This is a genomic window from Mesorhizobium sp. M8A.F.Ca.ET.165.01.1.1, from assembly GCF_004792065.1.
Taxonomy (GTDB): domain Bacteria; phylum Pseudomonadota; class Alphaproteobacteria; order Rhizobiales; family Rhizobiaceae; genus Mesorhizobium.
In genome coordinates this window covers 1-25,900 of sequence record NZ_SRTH01000001.1, presented here as the reverse complement: position 1 = coordinate 25,900, position 25,900 = coordinate 1, and the positions used below count along the sequence as shown (strand labels likewise).

The 25,900-nt window shown below is 64.7% G+C and carries 25 protein-coding genes; 6 read left to right on the top strand and 19 right to left on the bottom strand.

Annotation, left to right across the window (positions count from 1 at the left end):
• Positions 1-109 precede the first annotated feature (109 nt).
• From EN808_RS00125 to EN808_RS00095, 7 genes are all read right to left on the bottom strand, one after another.
• Positions 110-463, bottom strand: a complete 354-nt coding sequence (locus EN808_RS00125; protein WP_135914860.1) for a cupin domain-containing protein — start codon at positions 461-463, stop codon at positions 110-112.
• Between the two features lie 116 nt (positions 464-579).
• Positions 580-1,473, bottom strand: a complete 894-nt coding sequence (locus tag EN808_RS00120; RefSeq protein ID WP_135914857.1) for a sugar phosphate isomerase/epimerase — start codon at positions 1,471-1,473, stop codon at positions 580-582.
• A gap of 72 nt (positions 1,474-1,545) precedes the next feature.
• Entirely contained in the window at positions 1,546-2,484 is a 939-nt protein-coding gene (locus EN808_RS00115) for an ABC transporter substrate-binding protein (RefSeq protein WP_135914855.1), read from the bottom strand.
• A 79-nt stretch (positions 2,485-2,563) separates the two neighbouring features.
• Positions 2,564-3,562, bottom strand: coding sequence for a ribose ABC transporter permease (locus tag EN808_RS00110; protein WP_127279100.1), 999 nt, complete (start codon positions 3,560-3,562; stop codon positions 2,564-2,566).
• A complete protein-coding gene (locus EN808_RS00105; RefSeq protein WP_135914848.1) occupies positions 3,559-5,103 on the bottom strand; it encodes a sugar ABC transporter ATP-binding protein in 1,545 nt (514 codons plus the stop codon). The genes EN808_RS00110 and EN808_RS00105 overlap by 4 nt, the downstream gene beginning before the upstream one ends.
• Positions 5,100-6,479 (bottom strand): carbohydrate kinase, encoded by a 1,380-nt coding sequence (locus EN808_RS00100; RefSeq protein ID WP_135914846.1) that lies wholly within the window; start codon positions 6,477-6,479, stop codon positions 5,100-5,102. Before EN808_RS00100 ends, EN808_RS00105 begins: the two co-directional genes overlap by 4 nt.
• Positions 6,476-7,258, bottom strand: a complete 783-nt coding sequence (locus EN808_RS00095) for a DeoR/GlpR family DNA-binding transcription regulator (protein ID WP_135914843.1) — start codon at positions 7,256-7,258, stop codon at positions 6,476-6,478. Before EN808_RS00095 ends, EN808_RS00100 begins: the two co-directional genes overlap by 4 nt.
• A gap of 182 nt (positions 7,259-7,440) precedes the next feature.
• Between EN808_RS00095 and EN808_RS00090 the strand changes: the two genes are divergently transcribed.
• From EN808_RS00090 to EN808_RS00080, 3 genes are read left to right on the top strand one after another with little or no spacing between them, the layout of a single operon-like run.
• Positions 7,441-8,481, top strand: a complete 1,041-nt coding sequence (locus EN808_RS00090; protein ID WP_135914841.1) for a class II aldolase/adducin family protein — start codon at positions 7,441-7,443, stop codon at positions 8,479-8,481.
• Positions 8,482-8,496: 15 nt separating this feature from the next.
• Positions 8,497-9,771 (top strand): FGGY-family carbohydrate kinase, encoded by a 1,275-nt coding sequence (locus tag EN808_RS00085; RefSeq protein ID WP_135914839.1) that lies wholly within the window; start codon positions 8,497-8,499, stop codon positions 9,769-9,771.
• The gene (locus tag EN808_RS00080; RefSeq protein WP_135914837.1) at positions 9,768-10,613 is read left to right on the top strand and encodes a TIGR01459 family HAD-type hydrolase; all 846 of its coding nucleotides are present in this window, start codon (positions 9,768-9,770) and stop codon (positions 10,611-10,613) included. Before EN808_RS00085 ends, EN808_RS00080 begins: the two co-directional genes overlap by 4 nt.
• On the opposite strand, the gene EN808_RS00075 is transcribed toward EN808_RS00080, so the two are convergent.
• On the bottom strand, positions 10,600-11,655 hold the full coding sequence (locus EN808_RS00075; protein ID WP_245525011.1) for a sugar-binding transcriptional regulator: 1,056 nt from the start codon (positions 11,653-11,655) through the stop codon (positions 10,600-10,602). The two genes, EN808_RS00080 and EN808_RS00075, sit on opposite strands and share 14 nt — an antisense overlap.
• A 154-nt stretch (positions 11,656-11,809) precedes the next feature.
• On the opposite strand from EN808_RS00075, the gene EN808_RS00070 reads away from it, so the two are divergent.
• On the top strand, positions 11,810-12,610 hold the full coding sequence (locus EN808_RS00070) for a hypothetical protein (RefSeq protein WP_135914834.1): 801 nt from the start codon (positions 11,810-11,812) through the stop codon (positions 12,608-12,610).
• A 25-nt stretch (positions 12,611-12,635) separates the two neighbouring features.
• Here EN808_RS00070 and ptsP read toward each other — a convergent pair whose 3' ends face one another.
• The 5 genes from ptsP to EN808_RS00045 are packed head-to-tail and all read right to left on the bottom strand — an operon-like array spanning position 12,636 to position 17,349.
• On the bottom strand, positions 12,636-14,612 hold the full coding sequence (gene ptsP, locus EN808_RS00065; RefSeq protein WP_135883513.1) for a phosphoenolpyruvate--protein phosphotransferase: 1,977 nt from the start codon (positions 14,610-14,612) through the stop codon (positions 12,636-12,638).
• A gap of 56 nt (positions 14,613-14,668) precedes the next feature.
• Positions 14,669-15,049, bottom strand: coding sequence for a PTS glucitol/sorbitol transporter subunit IIA (locus EN808_RS00060; RefSeq protein ID WP_127279792.1), 381 nt, complete (start codon positions 15,047-15,049; stop codon positions 14,669-14,671).
• A 26-nt stretch (positions 15,050-15,075) separates the two neighbouring features.
• On the bottom strand, positions 15,076-16,080 hold the full coding sequence (locus EN808_RS00055; protein WP_135914832.1) for a PTS glucitol/sorbitol transporter subunit IIB: 1,005 nt from the start codon (positions 16,078-16,080) through the stop codon (positions 15,076-15,078).
• A 16-nt stretch (positions 16,081-16,096) separates the two neighbouring features.
• Positions 16,097-16,858: a PTS glucitol/sorbitol transporter subunit IIC gene (locus EN808_RS00050; protein ID WP_027054143.1), complete on the bottom strand. Its 762-nt coding sequence runs from the start codon at positions 16,856-16,858 to the stop codon at positions 16,097-16,099.
• Between the two features lie 53 nt (positions 16,859-16,911).
• Positions 16,912-17,349 carry a transcriptional regulator GutM gene (locus EN808_RS00045; protein WP_135914830.1) on the bottom strand — a complete coding sequence of 146 codons (438 nt, stop codon included), beginning with the start codon at positions 17,347-17,349 and terminating at the stop codon, positions 16,912-16,914.
• Positions 17,350-17,541: 192 nt separating this feature from the next.
• Between EN808_RS00045 and EN808_RS00040 the strand changes: the two genes are divergently transcribed.
• The gene (locus EN808_RS00040) at positions 17,542-18,183 is read left to right on the top strand and encodes a hypothetical protein (RefSeq protein WP_127872180.1); all 642 of its coding nucleotides are present in this window, start codon (positions 17,542-17,544) and stop codon (positions 18,181-18,183) included.
• A gap of 99 nt (positions 18,184-18,282) precedes the next feature.
• A complete protein-coding gene (locus tag EN808_RS00035; RefSeq protein ID WP_127872179.1) occupies positions 18,283-18,957 on the top strand; it encodes an HAD family phosphatase in 675 nt (224 codons plus the stop codon).
• On the opposite strand, the gene EN808_RS00030 is transcribed toward EN808_RS00035, so the two are convergent.
• From EN808_RS00030 to EN808_RS00005, 6 genes are all read right to left on the bottom strand, one after another.
• The gene (locus tag EN808_RS00030) at positions 18,958-20,007 is read right to left on the bottom strand and encodes a DUF930 domain-containing protein (protein WP_135914828.1); all 1,050 of its coding nucleotides are present in this window, start codon (positions 20,005-20,007) and stop codon (positions 18,958-18,960) included.
• Positions 20,008-20,128: 121 nt separating this feature from the next.
• Positions 20,129-21,268 (bottom strand): DUF930 domain-containing protein, encoded by a 1,140-nt coding sequence (locus EN808_RS00025; protein WP_135914826.1) that lies wholly within the window; start codon positions 21,266-21,268, stop codon positions 20,129-20,131.
• Positions 21,269-21,407: 139 nt separating this feature from the next.
• The gene (locus EN808_RS00020) at positions 21,408-22,487 is read right to left on the bottom strand and encodes an ABC transporter ATP-binding protein (RefSeq protein WP_135914823.1); all 1,080 of its coding nucleotides are present in this window, start codon (positions 22,485-22,487) and stop codon (positions 21,408-21,410) included.
• The gene (locus EN808_RS00015) at positions 22,475-24,178 is read right to left on the bottom strand and encodes an iron ABC transporter permease (protein WP_135914821.1); all 1,704 of its coding nucleotides are present in this window, start codon (positions 24,176-24,178) and stop codon (positions 22,475-22,477) included. Before EN808_RS00015 ends, EN808_RS00020 begins: the two co-directional genes overlap by 13 nt.
• Before the next feature lie 92 nt (positions 24,179-24,270).
• Complete coding sequence (locus EN808_RS00010) at positions 24,271-25,257, bottom strand: ABC transporter substrate-binding protein (protein WP_135914819.1); 987 nt, start codon at positions 25,255-25,257, stop codon at positions 24,271-24,273.
• Between the two features lie 278 nt (positions 25,258-25,535).
• Positions 25,536-25,900: 2-oxo acid dehydrogenase subunit E2 (locus EN808_RS00005; RefSeq protein WP_189524033.1), on the bottom strand; the 365-nt coding region annotated here is incomplete at its 5' end.

Below are 25,900 nucleotides of genomic sequence, written 5' to 3'. Positions count from 1 at the left end.
ATCTGGTCATTGAACGACGGAGCAACGCGTCGAAACCAATGCCACAAGCGAAAATCCCGCCATGGCGGACCATGGCGGGATTTTCATGCTCGAATGCGATCAGGCCGGCTCAGCCGACCCGGACGACGAAATGCTTGATCACCGGCTCGACGATCTTCCAGGTGCCCTTGAAATCGGCTTCCACCACGAAGGCGTCGCCGGGGCCCACTTCGACCGGAGTGCCGCCGTCGGGCGTGATGATGATGCGGCCGGCGATCATGTGCACGAACTCATAGTCGGTGTAGGTCGCGTGATAGGTGCCGGGTGACGCCCGCCATGTGCCCGATATCACCTTGCCGTCCGCGGTCGTGTGCTGGACGGCGGTCTGCATGGTCGGCTGGCCCTCGACCGCGATCCAGCCAGGCAGATCGCCGGCTTCCGCGTGCTCGACCGCGCCGAATTTGAGGATAGTCTTGTTCGTCATGCCGGGCTCCGTTTGCTTCATTATGTTCGAGGTCGGATAGCCGATGCACATGACGGGAGCAATGCCGTGCCATGCGAAACAGGCGCGGCCGCGCATCCCGCGCCGACCTGGAGTTGCTACGGTTTGTGCGGCGCCGAGACGAGTTCAGCCTTGCGTTGCGCCGTCTCCAGCCCGAGGCCGATGAAGGCGCGCGCGTGTTTGGCGAGCGCCATATTGTCGGTCCACAGATTGCGCCAGATCGCGGTCTTCTTCGACAAGTTCTCGTCGACGATCTCCGAGGAGAAGGATTCGAAGCTGAGATCGTCGGCGTAGCCGATTGCGGTCAGCGCATCGAAAATCGCCGCAAAGTCGATGTTGCCGGTGCCGAGGAAGCCGCGATGGCTTTCGCCGATATGGACATAGCCGATCTTGGCTGCCGCGTGACGGATGGCGAGCCCGACATCGGCCTCCTCGATGTTCATATGGAAGGTGTCGAGATGCAGGAAGATGTTATCCGACCCGGTGTCCTCGATGAAGGCCAGGCCCTGCGCGGCGGTGTTGAGCAGATTGCTTTCGAAGCGGTTGACGATTTCCAGGTTGAGCGTGACGCCGGCCGCCTTCGCCGTCTCGGCAACCTTGGCCAGCGCCGCGGCGCTGCGGTTCCATTGATCGCGTGTCGGCGCCTCGACCTGCAGCCCATGGCTGGCCGACAGAATGCCGGCGACCTTGCTGCCGCCAAGGTCGCGCGTCAACGCGACGGTCTGGTTGAGGATCTCGACGCCGCGCGCGGCGATCGCCTTGTCGGCGCTCGATATGTCGCCATCACCAGGCAACCCGATGCTGATCGCCACGCCGAGGCCGAGATCGGCGATGCGTTTGGCAAGGCCGCCAATATCGACATCGGCGGGGTCGAGATAGGAGAATTCTATCAGGTCGAAACCGGCCTCCTTGGTATTGGCCAGCGTGCGTTCGAGCTCGTGCTGCGCCGAGCTTGCCGACCAGACGAAAGAATGGATTCCGATGCGCGACATGATCGTCTCCGGCATTGAGGTGGGGAGAATGGGTGCGGCCGGATCGCGCCGGCCGCACCAGCCTTGGGAGGCTTAGCGGGCCGCGGTCCAGCCCTTGTAGTCCTTCAGGTTCTCGGCGGTGATCAGCTTCGGGTCGAGCAGCACGGTGGCCTCCGCCGGCTTCTTGCCGGCCAGCAGGTCGGCCGCCATGGTCAGCGACTGGCCGGCCATCACATAGGGATCCTGCGAGGCCGAAGCCTTGATCATCGATTTGCCGGAAGAAAGTTCTTTCTCGATATCCGGCGCGCCGTCGACCGCGGTGAAGATGAACTCCGAGCGGTTGAGCTGCTTGGCGGCGAGCTCGGCGCCGATCGCCGTCGGGTCGTTGATGGCGAACACCGCGTCGATCTTGTCGAAACGGGTAAGCAGCGACTGGAACACTTTCAAGCCGCCGTCGCGCGAGCCTTCGGCGTTCTGGTCGTCGGACAGTATCTTGATGTCGGGATGCTGGGCAAGCACGTTCTTGCAGCCCTTCACACGTTCCAGGATCGACGACGACGCCGGTCCATTGAGGATGACGTAGTCGCCCTTGCCGCCGGTGTGGTCGACCAGGTACTGGCAGGCTTCCTCGCCGGCCTTGACGTTGTTGGTCATCACGGTGACGTCGGCGCCCGGCGCCGAAACGTCGAAGGCGGCGACGACGATGCCGGCAGCCTGCGCCTTCTTCACCGCCGGTGCGATCGCCTTGGCATCGACCGCGTTGAGCATGATCACGTCGACGCCGGCGGCGATGAAGGAATCGACCTGCGAGACCTGCTTGTTGAGGTCATAGTCGGCCGAGACCGATGTTACCTCGACCTTCGGATTGATCTTCTTGGCCGCATCCTCGATGCCCTTGATGGTGGCGACGAAGAACGGGTTGCCGAGCAGGCCGACCGAGATGCCGACCTTGTTGAGGTCCTTGGCCGATGCCGGCGCGATGGCGACGGCCGCGAAAGCGGCGCCGCAGAGCAGTCTGGTGATGATCTTCATTACGCTTACTTCCTCCGATGCACCGCGCCTCTCACGGTGCGTTGCACAAGCCGGTCGTTGATGCCGGCGACCAGGTCACTCACGTTCTTGCCCCTGCCTGGAGCCGGTAGCGGTCGAGGGCGACCGCCACGATGATGACCAATCCCTTGATGATGTACTGCCAGATGTCCGAGACACCGGCCAAGATGAGCCCGTTGGAGAGCACCGCGATGATCAGGCCGCCGATCAGCGTGCCCCAGATCGAGCCGACGCCGCCGACGAAACTGGTGCCGCCGAGGATGACGGCGGCGATGGCGTCGAGTTCATAGCTTTGTCCGAGCTGCAGGCCGTTGGCGGCGTAGAGCCGGGCCGCCGACATGGCGCCGCCAAGGCCGGCGAGCAGCCCGGAAACGCCATAGACGAAGAGCAGCACCAGCGGCACCTTGATGCCGGTCAGCCGCGCAGCCTCGGCGTTGCCGCCGACGGCGTAGATCCAGGTGCCGAGCACGGTGCGTTTCAGCACCAGCCAGGACAGCACCACCACCGACAGCGCGATGATGACCAGCCAGGGGATGCCGAGCACCGAACCGTTGCCGATGAAGTCGAACGGCAGGTCGGAGTTGAACACCGTCGTGTCCTGCCCGAGCAGGCGGGCAACGCCGCGCACGGCGGTCAGCGAACCGAGCGTCACGATGAACGGCGGCAGCCTGATATAGGCGACCAGCAACCCGTTGATGAGCCCGAAGCCAAGGCCGACCAGGATGGCCGCCGGCACGCCGAGCAGGCCCCAGTCCGGCACCAGCGACACCAGCACCGCCACCATCGCGGAGGCGGCAAGGATGGAGCCGACCGACAGGTCGATGCCGCCGGTCAGGATGACGAAGGTCATGCCGGCGGCAAGCACGATGTTGATCGACGATTGCTGCGTGACGATCAGCAGGTTGGTGCCGGTCAGAAAGCGCGGATTGATGAACTGGAAGCCGGCGGCCAGCAGCACCAGCACCGGCAGCATGCCAAGGGCCGCAAGCGCGGTGCGCAGCCGCCGGCTCCTGACCGCCGCCTGATCCACACTCTTCGTCCCGGTCGTCCTGTCTGTCATCGCTGAGACGCTCCCGTCGCAAGTTCCATGATCGCTTCCTGACGAAGCGGCTCGCCTTCCGATGCCGTCACCTCGCCAGCGATCGCGCCATCGCGCATCACCAGCACGCGGTCGGCGACGCCGATCACCTCGGGCAATTCGCTGGAGATCATCAGGATGGCGATGCCCTTGTTGGCGAGGTTGTCGATCAGCCGGTAGATTTCCGACTTGGCGCCGACATCGACGCCGCGGGTCGGTTCGTCGAGGATGACCACCTTCGGCTCGGTCTCCAGCAGGCGCGCGAGCAGCACCTTCTGCTGGTTGCCGCCCGACAGCGAGCCGGCATTGGCCTGTGCCGAGCCGGTGCGGATGGAGAGGTCGGCAATGGCCTTCGCCGCTCTCCTGTCGGCGGCGGTGAAATCGCGAAATCCGCCGGCTCGTGCGTCCCTGGCCAGCACGCCCATGCTGATGTTGTCGGAAATCGACATGTCGAGGAACAGGCCGAGTTCCTTGCGGTCCTCGGTAAGGTAGGCGATGCCGGCATCGAGCGCCTCGCGCGGCGAGCCGATGGTCACGGCCTTGCCGTCGAGTTCCATCGTGCCGGCGCTGCGCTTGTCGGCGCCGAAGATCAGCCTGGCAAGCTCCGTGCGGCCCGAGCCGACGAGGCCGGCCAGCGCCAGCACCTCGCCGTGGTGGAGGTCGAACGAACAGTTCTTCAGCAAGTGCGCGTCGGACATGCCGCGCACCGAGAGCGCCACGGCGCGTTTCTCGTCCGGCGGGCGATGATCCTTCTTGTAGAAGGCGGAGAGATCGCGGCCGACCATCATCGACACCAGCCGCGAGGCGTTGAGGTCGGCGCGCTCCAGCGTACCGACATAGCCGCTGTCGCGCAGCACGCTGACGCGGTCGGCGAGTTGGTAGACCTCTTCCATGCGATGGCTGATGTAGATGATGGCGATGCCTTGCGCCTTCAGCGTCGCGATCACCTCGAACAGCCGGTCGGTCTCGCGCGAGGTCAGCGACGTGGTCGGCTCGTCCATGACGATGATGCGCGCATTGGTCGACAGCGCCCGGGCGATCTCGACCAGCTGGCGCTCGCCGAGCGACAGGCTGGAAACCAGGGCACGCGCCGAGAAGGCGACGCCGAGCCGGTCGACGATCTCGGCGGCGCGTCGGTTGCACTGGTCCCGGTCGACGACGCCGAAGCGCCGCGGCTCGTTGCCGAGGAAGATGTTCTGCGCCACCGTCAGGTTCGGCGCCAGCGACAGCTCCTGGTAGATCACCGCGATACCGGCCGCGCGTGCCTTGATCGGATCGCCGGTCGCGGCGGGCGCGCCATCGATCAGGATCTCGCCGCCGGGATCCGGGCGATAGGCGCCCGACAGCACCTTCATCAGCGTCGACTTGCCGGCGCCGTTCTCGCCCATCAGCGCGTGCAATTCGCCCGCGTGGACGCTGAGCGAGACGTCCTGGAGGGCGCGGATCGCGCCGAAGGTCTTCGAGATGTGGCGCATCTCCAGCACCGGCTGGCGCGTCGCCTGTGGTTGGACTGCCGCGCTCATGGCGCACCACCCGCAGCCTTGGCGGCGGCACCATGTCCGGCAGCGCGATCGCGCCAGGCGTCGCGATAGCCGGCAAGACCGCCGAATTGCGTCGCCCGCACCGGCTCCGGCGGCTCGGCGGCGAAGTCGCGCCCCACGCTCTCGAAGGCGAGCGCCGCGGCACCGGTGGCACTGCCTTCCAGCGAGGCGCCTTGCAGGAAGGTCTGGCCGGGACGCAGCTGCGCCAGCAGCCCGGCAAGCAGGCCGCCAGTGTTCAGCCCGCCATCGACGATCACCGTGTTATCGGAATGGATGAGATCGAGGCAAAGGTCGACCATCAGCGCAACGTAGAGCAACGCCACCGCCGCGCGTTGCACGGCGCTGGGCGTACCGCCGATGATTTCGCCGCTACGGTCCGATATCGGTCCACCCGGCGCGAAACTCGGTAGTGCCATGAGACCGGCGTCGATCGCCTGCTGTATCGAGCCTAGCGGGATCGCGCCTTGCCAGCCGCCGCTGATGACGGCGAATTCGCGCCCGCCCATGAAGCGGATGGTCGGCACCGGGCCGCCATCGACGTCGACATTGACCAGCATGTCGCGCTCGTGGTCGAGCGCCTCGAGCGGACAGTCTGGATTGAGCACGACGACCCAGGTGCCGGTCGAGACGACGGTCAGCGGCCCAAGCCCTTGCCGGCGATAGGCGTACAGCGCCGCATTGGAGTCGTGGACGCCATTGTGGATGGCGATCGATCGCTCGGTATTGCCGAAGCGCTGCTCGCCGATGACGGCGCCGGCACGTTCGAAAGCCGGCATCTGGCCGCGCCAGCCCTCGGCGTCGACCAGCGAGGAAAAATCACGTTTGCGCGGTGCCCACAAATGCGAATGGCAGCCGAGATAGGAGACTTCCGAGACCGGCCTGCCGCCGAGGCGCCAGCTCCAGTACTGGGGATAGCCCAGAATCGATGTCGCGTTCGAAAACGCATCGGGATCGACCGCCTGCAGCCACAGCATGTGGCGGCCATAGTTGAAGCCGAGCGGCAGGCGAGGAGAGAAGGTTTCGGCGAAATCCGGGATGCGGCGGTCGATCCGCACCGCGATCTCGGCCGGCGGCTCCTGTTCGTAGTCGAGGATCGGATGGGTCAGCGCCTTGCCATCGACAAGGGCGAAGGTGCAACCATGGCCCGACACCATCACCCCTTCCACACCATGGTTTTCGACCGCGTCGGTAACGGCGCCCAACCCCCAGTCATGAAGGGCGGCCTCGTCGAGTACGCTGAAGCCGCCTTGACGCGTCCATTTCGGCTGCGTCCGGCGTTCGTCGAGAATGCGTCCGTCCTGGTCGAAGACGAACAGCTTCGAATTGGTCTTGCCGAAGTCGAGCACCGCCACGTTCACGCGAGGGCTCCCGAGGTCGAAGCGATCCGCACCATGACGCCGGCGTCCTCCAGCATGCGCGCATCGGCATCGGAGAGCCCGTCATCGGTGACCAGCGTGCCGATGCGCGACAGCGGCAGCGCGACATTGCGCGCGTGGATCGACAGTTTGCGGCTGTCGGCCAGCACCACGATCTGATCGGCGCAGAGGCTGAGGTCGACGATGGAGCGTACCAGCAGCGGATGCGATTCCAGCAGCCCTTCCTGGTTGAGGCCTTGCGTGCCGAGAAAGAATTTCGAGGCATAGAAGGGCGCCGCCTGGGTCGGTGAATGGATGATGCCGGGCTCGCGGTGCAGGTCACCGCCCGCGACGGTCAGGCTGCAATGGCCATGGTCGCTGAGATAGGCCGCGAGCGGCATCGAGTTGGTGTAGAGCCGGATGTTGCGGTCGGCGAGCTTGACGCCGAGGTGGAAACAGGTCGAGCCGCCATGGACGATGACGGCATCGCCATCGCGCACCATGGTCGCGGCAACGGCCGCGATCTGCCGCTTGGCCTCGACGGCAAGGTCACGGTTCTCGTCATAGGGCCGGGCATAGGCGACGCCCGCATGCGAAGCCCCGTCGAGCGCAGAAATGCCGCCATAGACCTTGCGGGCTTCACCGGCCTCGTCGATCCGGTCGATATCGCGCCGGACCGTCGCCGCCGAGACCCCGAGCCGCTCCTGCAGCTCGCGCACGGAGGCGAACGGGCGGTCCCGCAGCAGTTCGACGATCTGACGCTGGCGGCCGAAGTCGCTCAACCCTTTCCTCCCTGACGCCATCTCCCACGGCAATTGGTGCAACTTAATCAACAGTACCCGGATTGCAAGCCGATTTTGATGATAGTAGATCACTGTTGACGCAGATCGCTCATATCTGCGATATCAGCGCCCAGCAGCGGCCCGGCGACGGGATTGCGTGCAAACGTTGGAGGAAAGGCGCCGTGGCAACCCAAGCTGATGCACAGGAACTGGCCGCCTTGCGGGCGCTTTCGGCCAGCATCGGGCTGAATCCGCACATGACGCAGGCGGCGGGCGGCAACACCTCGCTGAAGGCCGGCGACACGCTGTGGATCAAGGCCTCGGGCACCTGGCTGAAGGATGCGCTCCGCGACGACATCATGGTGCCGGTGGCGATGGCACCGCTGCTCGAGGCCGTCGAACAGCGCGATCCAGCCGCCGACAAGCCGCAGGCCTTCGCCATCGAAGACCTCAATCCGCGTGGCCTGCGCCCGTCGATCGAGACCACGGTGCATGCCTTGATGCCGCAACGCGTGGTTCTGCATGTCCACTGCGTCGACACGATTTCGCTTGCCGTGCAAGCCGATGGCGAGGCCGAGGTCGCCAGGCGACTGGGCGGTGTCGAATGGGCTTGGGTACCCTACTTCCGGCCGGGTCTGCCGCTCGCCCGCGGCATTGCCGCGAAATTGCGGCCCGGGGTCGACGTGCTGATCCTTGGCAATCACGGGCTGGTGGTTGCTGCCGAAACCGTCGCCGAGGCCGAGGCTCTGCTGCACCGCGTCCGGTCGCTGCTGGCGCGGCCGGCGCGCGCGACCGCCGCACCTGATATCGCCGCCTTGACGGCACTTGCCGGCGACTACCGATTGCCGGCGGATGTCGAAGCGCATGCGGTCGCGCTCGATGCGGAAAGCCTAGATATGGCCGAGGCCGGCAGCCTTTATCCGGATCATGTCATCTTCCTTGGCCAGGGCTCGGTCGTTGCGAGGCCGGGCGAGAACGTGGCTGGCGTCACCGCGCGGCTCGGCGCGGCACCCGTGGCGATCCTGTTTCCCGGCGCTGGTGTGCTGATGCGCGGCGACGCCGGCGCCGGCGCCGACGCCATGCAGCGTTGCCTCGCCGACGTGACCGCGCGCGTCGACGGCAAGGCGCGGCTGAACTATCTCACCGCCGCCGAGAATGACGAACTGGTCAACTGGGACGCCGAGCAGTATCGCCAGAAGCTCAATGCGGCCGGCACGGCCTAGCGAGGGACGGACGACATGACGCCACTTGTCGTTGGCATCGACATCGGCACGTCCGGCGCCCGCGCCGTCGCCATGCGTCAGGATTTTTCCATTGCCGGCCAGTCCGCTGTCCGGCTCGACAAATTCGGCCAGAACCCCCGCGACCCCTCGATATGGTGGCAGGCGGTCCAGGCAGCGCTGGCGGAACTGCTTTCGGGCGTCGACCGCGCCGCGATCCGCGCCATCGCCATCGACGGCACGTCGGGCACCCTGCTGCCGGTCGACGCTGATGGGCGGCCTCTGGCCGAGCCGCTGATGTACAACGACAAGGTCGATGACGGCGACATCCTGGCCGCGATCGCCCGCGCGGCGCCGGAAGCGAGCGCCGCCCACGGGGCGACTTCCGGCCTGGCCAAGGCGCTCCGGTACCAGCATCTGCCCGGCATAGCGGCCGTGCTGCACCAGGCCGACTGGATCGCCGGCAACCTGTCCGGGCGCTTCGATGTCAGCGACGAGAACAATGCGCTCAAGACCGGCTACGACGTCGAGGCGCGCCGCTGGCCGGATTGGATCGCGGCCACCGGCATGCGCATGGATTTGCTGCCTGATGTCATCGAGCCGGGCGACGTCACGGGCACCCTCACCGCGGCCGCCGCCGCGCTTTTCGGCCTGCCGCGCGATGTGGTCGTGGTTGCCGGCACCACGGACGGCTGTGCCTCGTTCCTGGCGACGGGCGCCACGGCGGCCGGCGACGGTGTCACGGCGCTGGGGTCCTCGCTGACCATCAAGATCCTGTCCGACCGGCCGATCTCGGCGCCGCGCTTTGGCATCTACAGCCATCGTCTTGGCGACACCTGGCTGGCAGGCGGCGCCTCGAATTCCGGCGGCAAGGTGCTGGCGCAGCATTTTCCGCTCGCGCGGATCATCGAACTCAGCGCGATGATCGACCCCACGACCGAGACCGGCCTCGACTACTATCCGCTTGGGACGGCTGGCGAGCGGTTCCCGATCGCCGATCCGGCCTTGCCGCCGCGTCTCACCCCACGGCCTGCTGACGATGCCGATTACCTCAAGGCGATGTTCGAGGGCATGGCGGCGATCGAAGCGCTTGGTTACGGCAGGCTGGCCGAACTCGGCGCGCCGGCCCTGACCTCCATTCGCAGCGTCGGCGGCGGCGCCGCCAATCCGGTATGGAGCGCGATCCGGCAGCGCAAGCTCGGCGTCGCGTTCCTGCCGGCATTGTCGGACGAGGCCGCCGCCGGTACGGCCCGGCTGGCGCTGAAAGGCGCCAGCGAGACAGGGCTCCTATGAAAAAGGTCGAACGTCTCGACGGCATCGGGAAGCTGGCGCAACGCTACCAGGTCTTCCTGCTCGACCAGTTCGGCGTGCTGCATGACGGCCAAGCTCCGTATCCCGGTGCGGTGGAGGCATTGTCCACGCTGAAGCGCGCCGGCAAGACCGTGGTGCTGATCTCCAATTCCGGCAAGCGCGCCCGGCCCAACGAGGATCGCCTGCTGAAGCTCGGCTTCGAGGCCGGCAGCTGGGACCATTTTGTGTCTTCCGGCGAGGTAGCGTGGCGACGTTTCCATGACATGGCGGCGGCAGGAGTGTTGCGGTCCGGCACGAAATGCCTGTTGATCAGCCGCGACGGCGACCGCAGCGCGATCGAAGGCCTGCCCTTCGCGCTGACAGAGGCCGGCGAGGACGCCGAACTGGTGCTGATCTCGGCCAGTGAGGGGGACCGCCACGACCTCGACCATTATCGCCGGCTGCTGGGCCCGGCAGCGGCGCGGCAAGTGCCGTGCTTCTGTACCAATCCCGATAGGATCATGCTGACGGCGGTCGGACCCCGCTTCGGCGCCGGCGAGATCGCCGATCTCTACGAGAACCTGGGCGGCGGCGTCACCCGCATCGGCAAGCCCTATCCGGCGATCTTCGATGCCGCACTTGCACTGGCAGGCGAGCCGGACCGCCACAGCGTGGTCTGCGTCGGCGACAGCGTCGAACACGATATTGCAGGCGGCAATGGTGTCGGCATCGCCACCGCGTTGGTATTGGATGGGATCCTGGCCGGCGCGCCTGACCTCGCCGCTGTTTTCGGCGAGCACAAGGCCTGGCCGGACTACATCACGGGATCGTTCAGCTTTCGCTGACCGCATTCAGCATACGCCTTGCGCTTTCCTCGTCGGTGATCAGGATTGTCGGCGCAATCAGATTCATGGCGCCGAGCAGCGCGTCGGTCTTCTCCGCGCCGCCGGAGGTCAGAATGCGGATCGGCGCCTTGCGCAGCCGGTCGACATCCACCGACATCACATGGTTGTTGACGGGATGGTCGACCAGATCGCCATTGCGGTCGTAGAAATGGAACAGAAGGTCGCCGACGGCGCCGCGCGCCAGCAGCGCCTCGCGGTCCGCTTCCCTGAGGAAGCCGCCGCGCGAGAAGGTGGTGGCCGAAGCGATGCCGCCGACACTCAGCAGAACGGCATCGAGCGCGTCGGCCATCTCAAAAACCTCCTGCAGGCCGCAGCGCTCGACCAGCGCGATCTTGGTCTCGACGCTGTCGACGACGGCCGGCGTCGGCATCAGATAGCCATCGCCCTGGAAAATCTGGGCGAAGCGCCACGCGAACTCGGCCGGGTTGACCCGGCGCGCGACGCCGACGCCACCAAGCAGCGAAATCACCTTGAAATCGGTCAGCGATTTGGCGCTGATGAACGGCAAGGTGTGGAACAGCGTATTGCCCCAGCCGACGCCGACCTGCATGCCGGATTTCATCGCGTCGGACAGGAACATGCCGGTCTTGGCGGCGATCGCCGGGATCGGATCGGCATTGGCCGCGGTCAACGGCGCCACCAGCGCCTGCTGCAGTCCGAAGGTCCTTTCGAGCGCGCGCTCCAGCCGCACGATCTCCAGAAGCTCGCTCTCGATGGTGATCTTGACCTCGTTGCGCGACCGCGCCTCCGCCAGCATGCGCACGATGGTGACGCGGCCGACGCCAAGCACATCGGCGATCTCGTTCTGCGTCATCTGCTCGACGAAATACATCCAGGCGGCGCGGATCCTGAGGCGGTCCGTTCGGCTCTCGCTGACGACCGGCTCGGTCGCTTCGGCTCCTGCTCGACTTTCGTTGGCCCGCCTTTCGTTGGCCCGCCTTTCCTCGGCCCGCCTTTCCTCGGTTTGTCGTCCCCTGGCCAAATCATCCCTCCCCCGCGGCGGCGGACGCGCGCCGTCGCCGATTCTGCGTGCTGGTCTAGTATCGCCTATTGATCTACCAATCGATAGGAACAATGTAGAGTCGGTGGCCGCCCTACTGCAGCTGGCCCGCACGGCACATTCGAGGCAAACCGCGATGCTCCGACAAATCTCCGAAGACGTCCGCGTCAACCTCAAGGACCGGCTGCGGGAAGTCCGCGACATCATCCGCCAGAGCCGTCATGACGGCAGCGGCGACGCCAGCGCCCTGCGCGAAGCCACCAGCCATCTTCCGCCGTTTCCGGGCAAAGGCATCGAAGGCCTGCTCAGCCATGCCGCGAGCGCCGTCGACGACGCGCTGTCGATCGCCGAATCCTTCGTCCCGCATGAACGCCCGATAAGCGTCGATGGAACGACCGTCAAAGGTCTCGGCACCTATTTTCCGGCCGGGGACGAAGACCAGCAATTGAACGCCGAGCGCCTGTTCCGGCGCGACATGTACTATCTGAGCAAGGCCGTGCTTGCCGGGCTGAAGATCGAGAATGCCCGTATCCATGAAGCCGGTTTTGCCGCCGTCCACTCGGCCATGCGCAAGCGCCATGGCGATCTGTTGGCCGCACTGGCCGCGCCGGGTGCCGGACTGCAGGCAATCGCGGCAACCTGCGCGGCGCTTTTGATCGAATTGCTCAACCAGCGCCCGGTCCGCTTTGGCGAAGCCGCGCCGGAATCGAATGCTGCTGGCGGCCGGGCGCTCGATATAAGCTGCCTGGGGCCGGTCGTCCTGGCTTGCGGCCTGGCGACAACCGGCCGCGACGGCGCGCCGGAGCCAGACATGCTGGAGATCGCGATGCTGGCCGCCGATATACGTCATGAGCGCATTGTCCAGGCCTGCGCCAAGGCGAGCCCGGTCGATGAACTGACACCTGTCTTCGCAACCTTGCTTGCGCACTTGCCGTAAGCTCCAGCAGCAGCGGTCGCAGGAACTACTCCCCGGCCGCCATCGCCGTGATCGTCTTCTTGGCGCGCTGGATCGATGCCGGGCTCATCGACAGCTCGGTCAGGCCCATCTTCAGGAAGGCTGGAATGAGATCCGGCCGACCTGCCGCCTCGCCGCACATGCCCACCATGATGCCGGCGGCGACCCCGGCCCTGGCCGTCAGTTCGATCGCCGACATCACGGCCGGATTGGTGACGTCGTTAAGCTTCGCAACGGTCGGGTTGAGCCTGTCGGCGGCCATGATGTACTGGGTGAGATCATTGGTGCCGATCGAGAAGAAAGCCACCTCCCTGGCCAGTGCCGGTGCGATCAGCACCGCGGCCGGGGTTTCGATCATCACGCCGAGATCGAACGTGGCGTGCGGCACGCCTTCGGCCTTGAGTTCGGCGGCGCATTCATCGACCAGTGCGCGGCTGCGCGTCACTTCGGAAATATCCGACACCATCGGCAGCATCACCTTGATGTTGCCGTGTACGGCGGCCCTCAGCAGCGCCCTCAGCTGGCGCTTGAAGATATCGGGCCGGTCGAGGCACATGCGGATGCCGCGCCAGCCGAGGAAGGGATTTTCCTCGTCGGGAAACTCGATGCCGGCGATCGGCTTGTCGCCGCCGATGTCGAGCGTGCGCACGATGACCGGATAGGGGGCGAAGGCTTTGGCCAGCGCCGCATAGGTCTCGGCCTGCATGTCTTCCGACGGCAGGTGCATATGGCGCATGAACAGAAGCTCGGTCCGGAACAGGCCGACACCCATGGCGCCGGCTTCCTGCGCAGCCTCGATCTCCTCCAGCGAGCCGATATTGGCCGCGACCTCGATAGTCCTGCCGTCCGCCAGCTTCGGCGTCACCGTCTTGAACGCGGTCAGGCCGGCACGCTCCTTGGCCGCCGCTTCGACGCGGCCGGCGAAATCGGCGCGTGTGGCCGCATCGGGGTCGATGATCACCTGGCCGCTGTTGCCGTCGAGCGCCACCTCTTGCGCCGTGCGCAAGGCATTGATCTTGTCGCCGAGGCCCAGCACCGCCGGAATGCCGTGCGAGCGGGCGATGATGGCGATGTGCGAGGTGGCGCCGCCATGGCCGCACACCACGCCGCCGATGCGTTTCAGCGGCGCGCGCGCCAGATCCCAGGCGCCGATATCATCGGCGATCAGGATCGCACCCTGCGGGATATTTTCGAGGCTGACGTCGTCTTGGCCCAGCAGCACCAGGCAGATCTGCCGTCCGACCGCATGGACATCGTCGGCCCGCGCATTGAGGTAATGATCGTCGACGGCGCTGAAATCGGCGGCGATGGTGGAAGCGGCGGTGATCGTGGCCGACACCGCGTCATTGCCGCCCTTGATCGCCTTCTCGGCCTCGCCGGTCAGGCTGTCGTCGGCGGCGATATCCCTGAGCGCCGCGACGATGCCCCGGTCACCGGCCGACAGACTGTCCTGCGCCAGCGCCCGGTCCATGCGCGCCTGGACGGCGGCGACGGCGGCGCGGAATCTGTCGATTTCGCCGGCGATTTCTTCTGCCTGCAGCATGCGGCCCTGTCCCGCGATATCAGGCGGGAAATGCGCGAAGGCGGGTCCGATGGCGACGCCCTCGCTTGCGGCGACACCGCGCAAACCATTCGCCTCGCCTGATACCGCCGGCGCGGATTGGGGCGCGGGCGCCGCTTCCTTGCCTGCGTCATTCGCCGGGGCGTGGGTGTCTTCGTCATCGAGACCCGCCGTTGGGTTCTCGAGATAGCCGATCAACGCCTCGATCGCCTCGATGGCATCGGCGCCGTTCGCCCGCACGGTGACTTCCTGGTTTTCCTTGACCGCCAACAGCATCAGCTTGACCGAGCTCTTGGCGCTGACCGCCTTGCCGTCCTTGACCAGTTCGACGTCGGATTCGAAACCCTTCGCGAGCTTCACGAAGCGTGTGGCGGGGCGGGCGTGCAAACCTTCATGCACTCTGACGATGGTCGAGCGTTCCATGGCAAATACTCTGCTTTTTTGGGCGCCAAAGCCAGACTGGGCGGGCGCAAGTGCTTTCAGGCGGCGATGGTGATGATCGCGTCTGTCTTCAGGGCGGCCACGAGGGCTTGGCGATCGACCTGCGATGCGCAGATCTCGCCCGGCCTTTCGGCCTCGGTGGCGCCGTTGAACGAGATGACGACGTGGCCCATCTCGAGGACCTTGCTCCAGGCGCTGGAGCCGACGGCGGTTATGACGGCGGTAACCGGACCAAGGGTGATCGACGCGCCCTTTTCAGGCGCGCCGTCACTGGGTCCGAGCTCCGTCTTGTGGAGCACCGAGACCTCGGCAAGCTCCGGCGGCGAGCCATCCGCGAACAGGATGACCACGCCCCCTTCGGCAAGGTCCGCCACTTCGGGTCCTATTGCCGTGACCCGTGTCTTGAGAAAAACCGACATATGGCGAACCTCGTTATTTCAGGTGTTTAGAATACGATCAGGGAGACGACCCAGGCGATCAGCACCGAGACCGGCCCCATGATCTGGCGGCTGATGAGCACCGCAGGCACGCCGATCTCGATGGTTTTCGGCTTGGCTTCGCCGAGCGCCAGGCCGACCGGGACGAAGTCGCAGCCCACCTGGGTGTTGTAGGCAAACAGCGCCGGCAGCGCCATTGCCGGCGAAATCGTGCCGTTGGCGATCTGCGGGCCGATGATGGCCACGCCGATGACCTGCGCGATGACGGCGCCTGGTCCCAGGATGGGCGACAGGAACGGCAGTCCGCAGATTGCCGAGATGATCAGCAGGCCGACGATGTTGTTGGCCAGCGGTCCCATCGGCTGCGCCAGCACGTCGCCGATGCCGGTGTACAGGATCAGGCCGATCAGCATGGTCACGAAGGCCATGAACGGCAGCACGTTGCGAACCACCTGGTCGATCGTGCGGCGGCCGGCATTGAAGAAGATGCCGACCACACGGCCCATGACGCGGCCGATCGAGCTGATCAGGCCGATAAGCCCGCCTTCGCTCGGCAGCGGCTGTGGCGCGGCGGCTGAAGTGCTGTTGTTTGAACTCATCGACGCTGCTCCCCCCGCAGTGGTGACCGCTTCGGATCCGTCCGCCATTGCGACGTTGGCCGGCTTCACGCCCGAAACGTAGATATCCTCTGTGATGAACTGGGCGAGCGGCCCAGCCTGTCCGACCGGCGTCAGATTGACGGTCGGGATGCGCTTGCGCGGATAGACGCCGCAGCGTGCGGTGCCGCCGCAGTCGACGACGACGACCGCCATCTCACTTTCGATCGGCGGCGCCTTGAAGCCGTCGACGGCCGTGGCGCCGGTCATGTCGGCGATAAGTTGGGCGACAGGATGGATGCCGCCGCCGGTGACGGAGACGATCTTGTCGCGCTGGGCGGTCGGCTCGATGACGAGCGGGCCGCCCCAGCCTGTGTTACCCCGGGAGATCTTTACGGCTTTGAATGTCTTGTCCATGATGTCCTCCCCGCCCTTACAGCTCGACGCCTTGGCGGCGTGCCATGATGGTGGTGATGCGCTCGGTCAGCATGCCCTTGAGCAGGATGACGACGAGGCCGACAATGGCGTACCAGATCGCCACCTTGACGTGGTAACCGGCGACGACAACGCCCTTTTTCTCAAGCTCGAGCAAAGCCACGAGAATACCGCCCCAGACGAAGTATTCGCCGGGATTGATGTGCGGGAACAGGCCGAGCGGCGGATGCACATAGGACACGGCCGCGTCATAGAAGGCGGGCTTGTGCTTTTCTTCCAGGAACGATCCGAACGTATAGGCCATCGGATTGGTCAGGAAGAACACCGCCAGCAGCGGCAGCAGCGTGTATCGCGTCAGCGCGATCCGGCCCGCGCCGCGCGCCAGGCCATGCACGCGCTCTTCACCGACCAGTTCGGTGACGGCATAGAAGGCGGTCATAAGCACCACAAGCGTCGGGATGATACCGGTGACGAAGCCGGCGAACACTTCGCCGCCCTTCTGGAAGATGCCGATGAAGTACTTGCCGATGGCGGTCAGCCAGCCGAGCTGCTCTTCCTGCTGGACGTCCTTCAGCTTTTCCTTGAATTGATCGACGGTAATCGGCCCGCTGTCGGCCTGCGCCAGGACAACGAGATGGTCGGAAGCATGCTCGACGGCGAGCTTGCCATGCAAAGCAGCATCCGAAACCATGGCACCCGCGACATGCAGATTGTGCACGGCCATGTCGGCATGCTGCGCCAACAACGAAAATACAGACATTTCTCCTCCTTATGCCGGCCCGCCGGGTGGTCCCAGTCGGCGCACGGCCTCCTCTATGCCCTTGCTACGTTCAAGCCGGCCAGGCCCGGCTTCTTCCCCGGCTCCGACCGTGCTTTGTCGATCTGTTCGATCGCCCGCTTCACGGCCTCGGCCACACCGGGTTCCCCCTCCCCCATGATCGCAGGGTTGGACCGGAGTCGATCGATGGGAACACCCTCGAATTCTTCATGTCGTTTGAATTTGGTGAACACGGAACGGCCGCTCATCACCATCATCCGGCGCACGATCAGGTCAGGCGTCACCACGACCAGCGCGATGGTCCCCTTGGCAAATCGGCCGCGAAAATTGCCTGCGCCGACGAAGCCGTCCTTGTATTGGTCAGTGACGCCCCGGAAGACATCCGAATAGTGCCGCATCTGCAGCCAGACGCCGAGCGACTGCAACGCCCACACAATAACCAGCAGAAGCAGTCCCCACTGCCAAATCGCCATTCGGTTCTCCTCCCGAAGTCTCAGTCGAGGCGCACCTTGGACCGGCACGCGACAACAGCAAAGTGAGAACATTTGTTTCCGCGAATGTCAATATGTATGATATTGACCTCGACCTCGGTCATCCACAGGGCCGTCGGCCGATTTCGGCGGCGGCACGGCTGTGCTAGCCTGTCGTGAAACGGGATGCATACAATGGAACTGCCCTTCAGGGACGAATTGGCCCTCATGCCCGACCTGCGCCACCGGCTGCGGCAGTTGCGTTGGTTCCGCGCCACTTTCCGTGGCAGCGCCAAGGTGGTCTCGGACACATTCGGCGTGCGCTTCGAAATCGACGAGGCGAAGCTGACGCGGGCTTTTCTCGACTGGGTCGAGGTCATGGAAGCGCAGAAGCGGTTTGCCGCGATCGACCGGGCCGACTTCATCGTCTTTGCCGCCGGCCTTGTGTTGCGCGAACTGATAAAACAGGCGCCGGCCAGGGAGATCTCCGGTCTTACCCAGCTCGTCGAAACGGATCAGAATGCCGGCACGCTGGACATCATCCGCTTCTGGCCGGAAGGCTTTCTCTACACCAACTACTGCGTCTCGGTCATTTCGGCCATCTACGAGCAGGAGTTCGGCTCGGCGCCCAGTATCGACAAATGCGCCGACGACCTGCGCACCTGGTGGTCCTATCGCGAGAACGTCACCGAAATCCCGGCCTATGCCGTGGCTTTCCTCGACCGCTTCCTGGGCGCGGAGCCCAACTGGATCACGCCCGACCGCGCGCAGTCGCGGCAGGCCATGCAACGGGCACTGGGGTCCTCCCGCGCCAGCGACGTGTTGCGCCAGCTTTGAGCATCGCCGGTTTTCGCATGTCCCCAAAAAACACCGCTATTGAACATCTGACTTTTTGCCGATAGCGATGTGCGAAATTTGAGTTGAGGAGACAAGCGCGTGGCGCGAGCAAGGCCCATCATCTTCGATTGCGACGGCGTTCTCGTCGACAGCGAGCCCCTGGCCGCCAGGGCCTACGAGCGCGTCTATGAAAAGCATGGCATGCCGGGCGTTCACGGCGGCATCATCGCGCAGTGCGTCGGCATGAAACAGGCCGACATCATCGTCAGGATCAAGGAATTGACCGGCCATCAGTTTCCCGCGGCCGCCGACAGCGATATCTGGGCCGAGACCAAGATCCTGTTTTCGCAGGAATTGAAGCCGACACCGGGAATCGCCGCATTCCTGGAGACGCTCGACGGCGACCGCTGCGTTGCCTCGTCGTCCTCCGTCGAACGCATCAACCACAGCCTGGCCATCACCGGGCTGGCGCGGTTCTTCGGCGATGCGATCTACAGCTCTTCGATGGTCAAGAACGGCAAGCCCGCGCCTGATATTTTCCTGTTCGCCGCGGCGGCGATGGGCGCCAGTCCGGCCGACTGCATCGTCATCGAGGATTCGCCTTTCGGCATCCAGGGCGCGGTTGCCGCCGGCATGACGGCGGTCGGCTATACAGGTGGCGGACATACTTATGCGGAGCATGCCGCACGGCTGATGGCCGCCGGTGCCGATTTCGTCTGCGCCGACTGGAGTGAAGTGAGCCGGCAATTGTCGGGGCTCGGTGTACCGGCGTAGCTAGTAAAGCCCAAGGCGGGCCCATTGGTCGCGCGGGATCACTGGCCCCACACGGAAATTAAAGGACAGGACCCTCGTCGCATTGGTGTCGACCTCGCACCGGAAGCCCAGATGAAACCAGGTAGTTGTGGTGCGGAAGGCTACATCCGAGCCGTCAACAACATTGCCCGCTCTAAGTGGGACACTTGGGATCAGGTCGGGAAAGTAAGAGGCGTCCAGCAATTGCTGCTGCAACACACTGGCACAAAGTTTGGCTCCCCGCTGACTGCGCGGCAAACCACCCATCGAGGTCGTGGCCAACGCATCGTCAGTGGCACCCTGCGAGTAGAGTTTGCGAACGCCCGGAAGGCCCGAGTCGCGCTGCGATGCCGACTTCGAGACCTTGGGTTTCGGCGCATTTGCTGGTTTGGGCTTTGGCGCTTCGGCTGATGTGGGAAGCTCGACGTCGCCATCGGCAGCCAACGGCGTTGATAGCGCGCCCTGTTGCTTGGCGGCTTCGAGCCCCGCCTGCTTTTCTGCCTCCTGTTTGGCTGCCTGTTGTTTATCCACGTCCTCGGTTGAAGCTGCCTGCTTCTGCGCGTCCTTGGCTGGGTCGGAGTCTGGTGGTGTGGCAGGCTGGTTTTCCGCCGGCTTCGGTTCGACCGGCGGCTTCGAAGGCTCATTCTTGGCCGGGAATGGCGAGCTGTCTTGAGCGCTGGTCCCATCCAGGGATTTCCTCGGGCCGGTATCCTTGTCGCCGAACTGAAAAACGGGCTTCAGGACCTCCACTGGCGGGGGCTTCTGCGCCTGCTTTTCCGACGGAGGCTGTTTCTCAACCTTCTGCTCAGGCGGTTTTTCTACCTTTGGTTTCGGTGGAGGCGGAACAGGTTTCGGCTTTGGCTGATCGGGCGGAGGCACGAGCGCGACATTGACCGGCTGCTCCTCCCGCAGCTGTTGGGGAGGGATTGGCAGCCCATATATCAGGATCGCCGCGATGAGCACGTGCAGGATCAGCGATGCGGGCACGCCCCACAACAGATTCCGACGCCGTTCTCGTGCCTCGTCCTTCATCACCTTCGATGTGGAATGAAATCGCGGCGGCTTCAAGCACGGGCACTGGATTGGCGCTATTTAACCGCCGACAGCTTGGCGACCTGGATGACCGGCGATTGTCCCGGCTCGGCGTGCCGGCCTAATTTAGCGGATACTTGGTGAATCCACGGCTGGCCCATTCGCCGGGCGGGATCAATGACCCAACACGGAAGTTGAAAGACAGGACCCTCGTCGCATCAGCGTCGACCTCGCACCGGAAGTTCAGACTGTACCATTGGGTTCTGGTGCTGAAGGCGGCATGCGGAGGGTTAAGGACGTTGCCCAGCTTCAGCGGAATGGTTGGCACCCATTTGGGCGAATAATCGGCACTTTGCAATTCCTGGTCCAGAACGTTGCCGCAAAGGTTGGCAACGCGCTGATCGCGCGGCACGTTGTCCATGGAGCTTGTGGCCAGCGCATTGCCGGTTGCGCCTTGCGAGTAAAGCTTTCTGACGCCCGGAAGGCCGGAGTAGATCGGCGATCCCGCAGCCTCGGTGTTGGTGGGATTTGACCTTCCCGCCTTCCCGCCTGGGGCTTTGAAGGCTGTTGCGGATTTGAACTTCATCGGCTTTGCGGGTTTAGGCTTTGCCTTTTCTTCCGAGGATGGAGGCGCCGGCTTGTCGGCGGCCTCGGCAGCCAATGGCTTTGGCGCCACGACCGCTTGCTTTTCGCCGGTTTGCGGCGTCGCCTGCTGTTTGTCGGTGTCTTCAGTCTCCTCCTTTTTCTCGCTTTGCGCGGGTTTTTCGGCCGGCACGGCGGTTGCCGGCTTCTCGTCGGCCCTGTCGGAGGCTGCCTCTTGCTCAGGCGCAGCGGATTGGGTCGGGGCGGGCTTCGGTTCGACTGGCGGCTTCGCGGCCTCATCCTTGGCCGGCAACGGTGCATTGACTTGAGCGCTGCCGCCGTCGAGAGATTTCTCAGGCCCCGTATCCTTTTCGCCATATTGAAAAACGCGCTTCAGTACCGGAGTGTTCACCGGCTTGGGCGGCTGCTCGGGCGGTTTTTCAACCTTGGGTTCCGGCGGCTTTTCGGCTTTGGGCTGCGTTGGCGGTGGGGGAACAGGTTTCGGCTTCGGCTGATCGGGCGGAGGCACGATCGCGACATTGACCGGCTGTTCCTCCCGCGGCTGCTGGGGACGTGGGGGCACACCATATATCAGCAGCGCCGCGACAAGCACGTGCAGGATCAGCGATGCGGGGATACCCCACAACAGATTCCGATGCCTTTCTCGTGCCTCGTTCATCCTGACGGATGTGGAATGAAATAGCGGCGGCTTCAAGCATACGGATAGGATTGGCGCAATTTGGCCACTGACAGCTTGGTGATCTGGATGATCACGCGCGGGCCTGCGTTACGAGTCGCGACTCACCCCGCCGAGCAAGTCATGCGGCGGCTCCCGGGGCAGGGATCAGCCAGCCGGATCTTATGCGCAGCCGGACCTGCGCACCGTTCTCCAGCACGACCGGATCGGGCTGCTCGAAACGCAAGGTCAGGTCGGGACCGGCAGCAGGCGTAAATTCTACGCGCGCGGTACCTCCCTGATAGATCGCCCGCTTGACGAGACCGTCGAAGCCCGAGGCATCGGCGGAAAGCTCGATATCAGCGGATCGGCAGCAGATCCTGGCGCCGGCGCGTGGCCGCTCGCCAGGCCGACAGCGGACCACCAGTTCGGTTCCGAGAACCCTGACCTTGCAACGGCCGCCGTCTTCGCTCGTCATCACATCCGCTGGCAGCAGGATGCCTTGCGAGATGAAGGAGGCCACCATCTCATTTGCCGGCTCATGATAGAGTTCGCGCGGCGTCGCAAGCTGCGCCAGGCGTCCGTGGTCCATCACCGCGATACGGTCGGCCAGCGCCATCGCCTCGGCCTGGTCGTGGGTGATGTAGACGATAGTCGTGCCCGTGCGCTTGTGAAAGGCGGCGAACTCGTCCTCCATCGAGGCTCTCAGATGCACGTCGAGATTGGCGAGCGGCTCGTCGAACAGCACCAGCGACGGCGCGGCGACAAGGCAACGTGCGAGCGCCACGCGCTGGCGCTGGCCGCCGGAAAGATTGGCGGGCCAGCGCTCACCCAGCCCTTGCAGATTGACCAAGGCAAGCGCGTCTTCGACCTTCTGGCGCGCAACCGCCTTGTCGAGCCTGGCAACCTTCAGCGAATAGCCGACATTCTCGGCGACGCTCATATGCGGCCACAGCGCATAGTTCTGGAAGACGATGCCGACACGCCGCTTTTCCGGAGCGACGCTGCCGCCCTTGCCCGACACGACCTCGCCGCCGATGCGGATTTCGCCCGAAGTCACTTTCTCGAAACCGGCGACCAGCCGCAGCAACGTCGTCTTGCCACAGCCGGAAGGTCCGAGCACCGCCAGGAACTCGCCGTCAGCGACATCGATCGAGACATCCTTCACGGCATCGAAATCGGTGAAGCTCTTGGTCACATGGTCCAGGGTCAGTCGCGCCATGGCAGAACTCCGCTCGGAAGATGAGGGGCAAGCAGGTGGGTCACCAGCATCAGCGCGAAGGTGACCGCGACCGTGATGACGGACATCGCCGCCGCGTAGTTGGAATCACCGCCCTGCTCGAAGGAAAACATCACCACGCCGATCGTTTCGGCCCCCGATGACCACAGCAGCGCCGAGACGGTGAGTTCGCTGAGCGCCGTCATGAAGATCAGGAGGCCGCCGGCGATCGCCGCCGGTGCGACGAGCGGAAAGATGATGGTGCGCATACGCGTGAACAGGCCGGCGCCCGCCACCTGTGCGGCCTCCTCCAGCGCCCGGTCGATCTGATGATAGCCGCTGATGGTCGGCCGCAGCGCCAGCACCAGGAAGCGGGCGAGATAGGCGTAGAGGATAATCCAGACGGTGTTGTAGAGCTGGATGCCGGTCAGCGGGATCGGCCTGAGAAACAACAGCAGCGAGGCGATCGCCAGCACCACGCCGGGCAAGGCATAGGGCAGTTCGACCGACAGGTTGAGCAGCCGCACCCAGCGCTGCTTGCCCCAGGCGATGAGATAGCCGACAGGCACGGCAACGATAACCGCGAAGAAAGCAGCCACGATCGACAGCCAGAAACTGTTGAAGAAGGCGCGATTGGCGGCATCATGCTCGAACAGCACGAAACGGTAATTGTCGAGCGTCGCCGTTTTGGCGGTGAGCGCGATGCCGTAGCCCGGCACCAGCGAGGTCAGCACCAGCCCGAACAGCGGCAGGACCAGCACCAGCAGGATGAGCAGCCACATGCCGGCCTGGACGACCGGCCGCCAGCGGCCGAGCTCATAAGGTTCGGACGGCAGCGATGTCGAGGAAATACGGTAGTCGCGGCGACGGCTCATCCCCTCCTGGGCGAGGATGCCGGCCATGGCGATGATGCCGATCAGCACCGACAGAAACGCGGTCTCGCCGAGCACCGCCGGACCGCCGCCGGCCAGCTTCTGATAGATGAGCGTCGGCAGCACGAGATAGTTGGCGGGAATGCCGAGAAACGCCGGAATGCCGAAATTGCCGACACAGGAGACGAAGGCAAGTGCGGCCGCCGCCATGATCGACGGCGTCATCAAGGGCAGCACGATGGTGACCAGTACGGTGAACCAGTTCGCGCCGCCGGCGCGCGCCGCCTCGACCAGTTCGCGCGGCAGCTTGCGCAGGCCGGCACGCACCAGCAGGAAGACCAGCGGGCCGTATTGGACGCCAAGCAGCAGGATGATGCCCGAGGTCGAATAGAGCAGGTTCTTCGTGCCGAGCGGCGGCGCCGCCCCGAACAATTTTAGGAACGGGCTCGCCGGGCCGAACAGTTGCAGCCAGGCCAGCGCCGTCACCTGCGGCGCGATCAGCAGCGGCATGACGTAGCAGAGCACCAGGGCGCTTCGGCCACGTATGTCGGTCAGCGAGACCAGCACGGCCACCAGCGTCCCCGACAGCACAGCCAGAAGAGTGCCGCCAATGCCGACGACCAGCGTGTGCCAGGTCGCGATCCAGGTTGCCGGGCTTCTCAGCCCGGCCTCCACGGCCACGGTCGTCAAGACGCCGCCGGGTGCCGCGATCTCCTTGACGAGGCGCAGCATGGGCAGCAGCGAAAGCAGCACAATGACGACGGCAACCGCCGCCGTCAGGGCCATTTCCTGGCCCCGGCTTTCCCTGATTCGTGCCGACATGATTGGTTTCCTGGGATCGGTCGATCGATTCGATCACGTTTCGCCGGAACCGGCGAGATGCCGTGGAAACGGCATCTCGCCTGACTGTCGGCTCAGCCGCCGAACAGTTCCGAGAACTTTGCCTTGTCGGCGTCAGTCTTGGCAACAATGGCCTTGGTGTCGAACGGCATCACCTTGATTTTGACGCCTTCCGGCAGCCAGTCGGGACGGCCGACCGAGGCGCGCGCCGGCAGATAGCCCATCGACAGCGCCAGCTTCTGGCCTTCATCGGACAAAATGAAGTCGACGAATTTTTTCGCGCCATCGACGTTCTTGGCGGTCTTCATGATGGCGACCGGCTCGGTCACGGCAGGCACGCCTTCGCTGGGGAAAACGAACTCGACCGGCGAGCCCTTCTTCTTGGCGTTCATCGCCATGAAGTCGACGAGGATGCCATAGGGCTTCTCGCCCGATGCCACCGACTTCAGCACCGCGCCGTTGCCGCGCACGCTGACGGTGCTGTTGGTCTTCAGCTTCTGGAAGAAATCCCAGCCATAGTTAGCGTCGCCGACAAAGCCCGAAAGCAGGTAGGCGGCAGCGCCCGAATAGAGCGGGCTCGGCATGACCAGGCCGTCGGCATAGGCCGGCTTGGCAAGGTCTGCCCAATGCTCCGGCTTTTGCGCGGCCGCGGTGTTGTAGACGATGCCGGTGGTGATCAGCTTGCTGCCGAAATAGGTCTTGTCGGCGTCATAGGCATCCGCATCGATACCGTCGAGCTTGGCCCCGGGATAGGCCATCAACCGGTCATCCTTCTTCAGCAACTCCATCGAGACCGCGTCGGCGATCAGGAGCACGTCGGGCTGCGGGCTGCCCGCGGCGAATTCGGCCGCCATCTTGGTCAGGATGTCGCTGGTTCCCGAGCGATAGATGGTAACGTCGATGCCGGGCTGCGCCTTCTTGAAGGCATCCACGGTCTTGGCCGCGTCCGCCTCGGGTTGGGATGTGTAGAGCGTCAGCGTTTCGGCATTTGCCACGCCGGCAAACAAAGTTGCGGCGAGCGCCAGCTGGCTGGCCAGCAGCTTGATGAATAGCGTCTTCATGAGACCTCCTGATCCTGTCTGTGCATGAGCGGACCGGCATCCTGGCCGGTTTCCATATTCTCCCTGCACGGCCCATATGACTGGTGGATGACACTGAGTGTCAGCGTCCGGATCAGATCGCATTCATCAGGAAAGAGAGGCTGTCTGGCAGCCTCGAGTGGGGCCGGGAAGGCCCCGGGCACATCGCAACGAACAGCCTCAACGGAGCGGGAGGCGGGCTCCTGCTGTCAACCCGCTTTCCGCTGCCGGCATACTCCGAAGGCAGCGCGGAAAACCGTTCAGACCAGCATGCCCATCGGGTTCTCGATCAAGGTCTTGAAGGCGACCAAGAGTTCCGCCCCCAGCGCACCGTCAACCGCACGATGGTCGGTCGACAGCGTCACCGACATCACGGTGGCGATCTTGATCTCGCCGTTCTTGACCACCGGCCGCTCCTCGCCGGCGCCGACCGCCAGGATCGTCGCGTGCGGCGGGTTGATGACGGCGGCAAAGTCCTTGATGCCGAACATGCCGAGATTGGACACCGCCGTGGTGCCGCCCTGATATTCCTCCGGCTTCAGCTTGCGGCTACGGGCACGGCTCGCGAGATCCTTCATCTCGTTGGAAATGACCGACAGCGTCTTTTCATCCGCATGCCGAATGA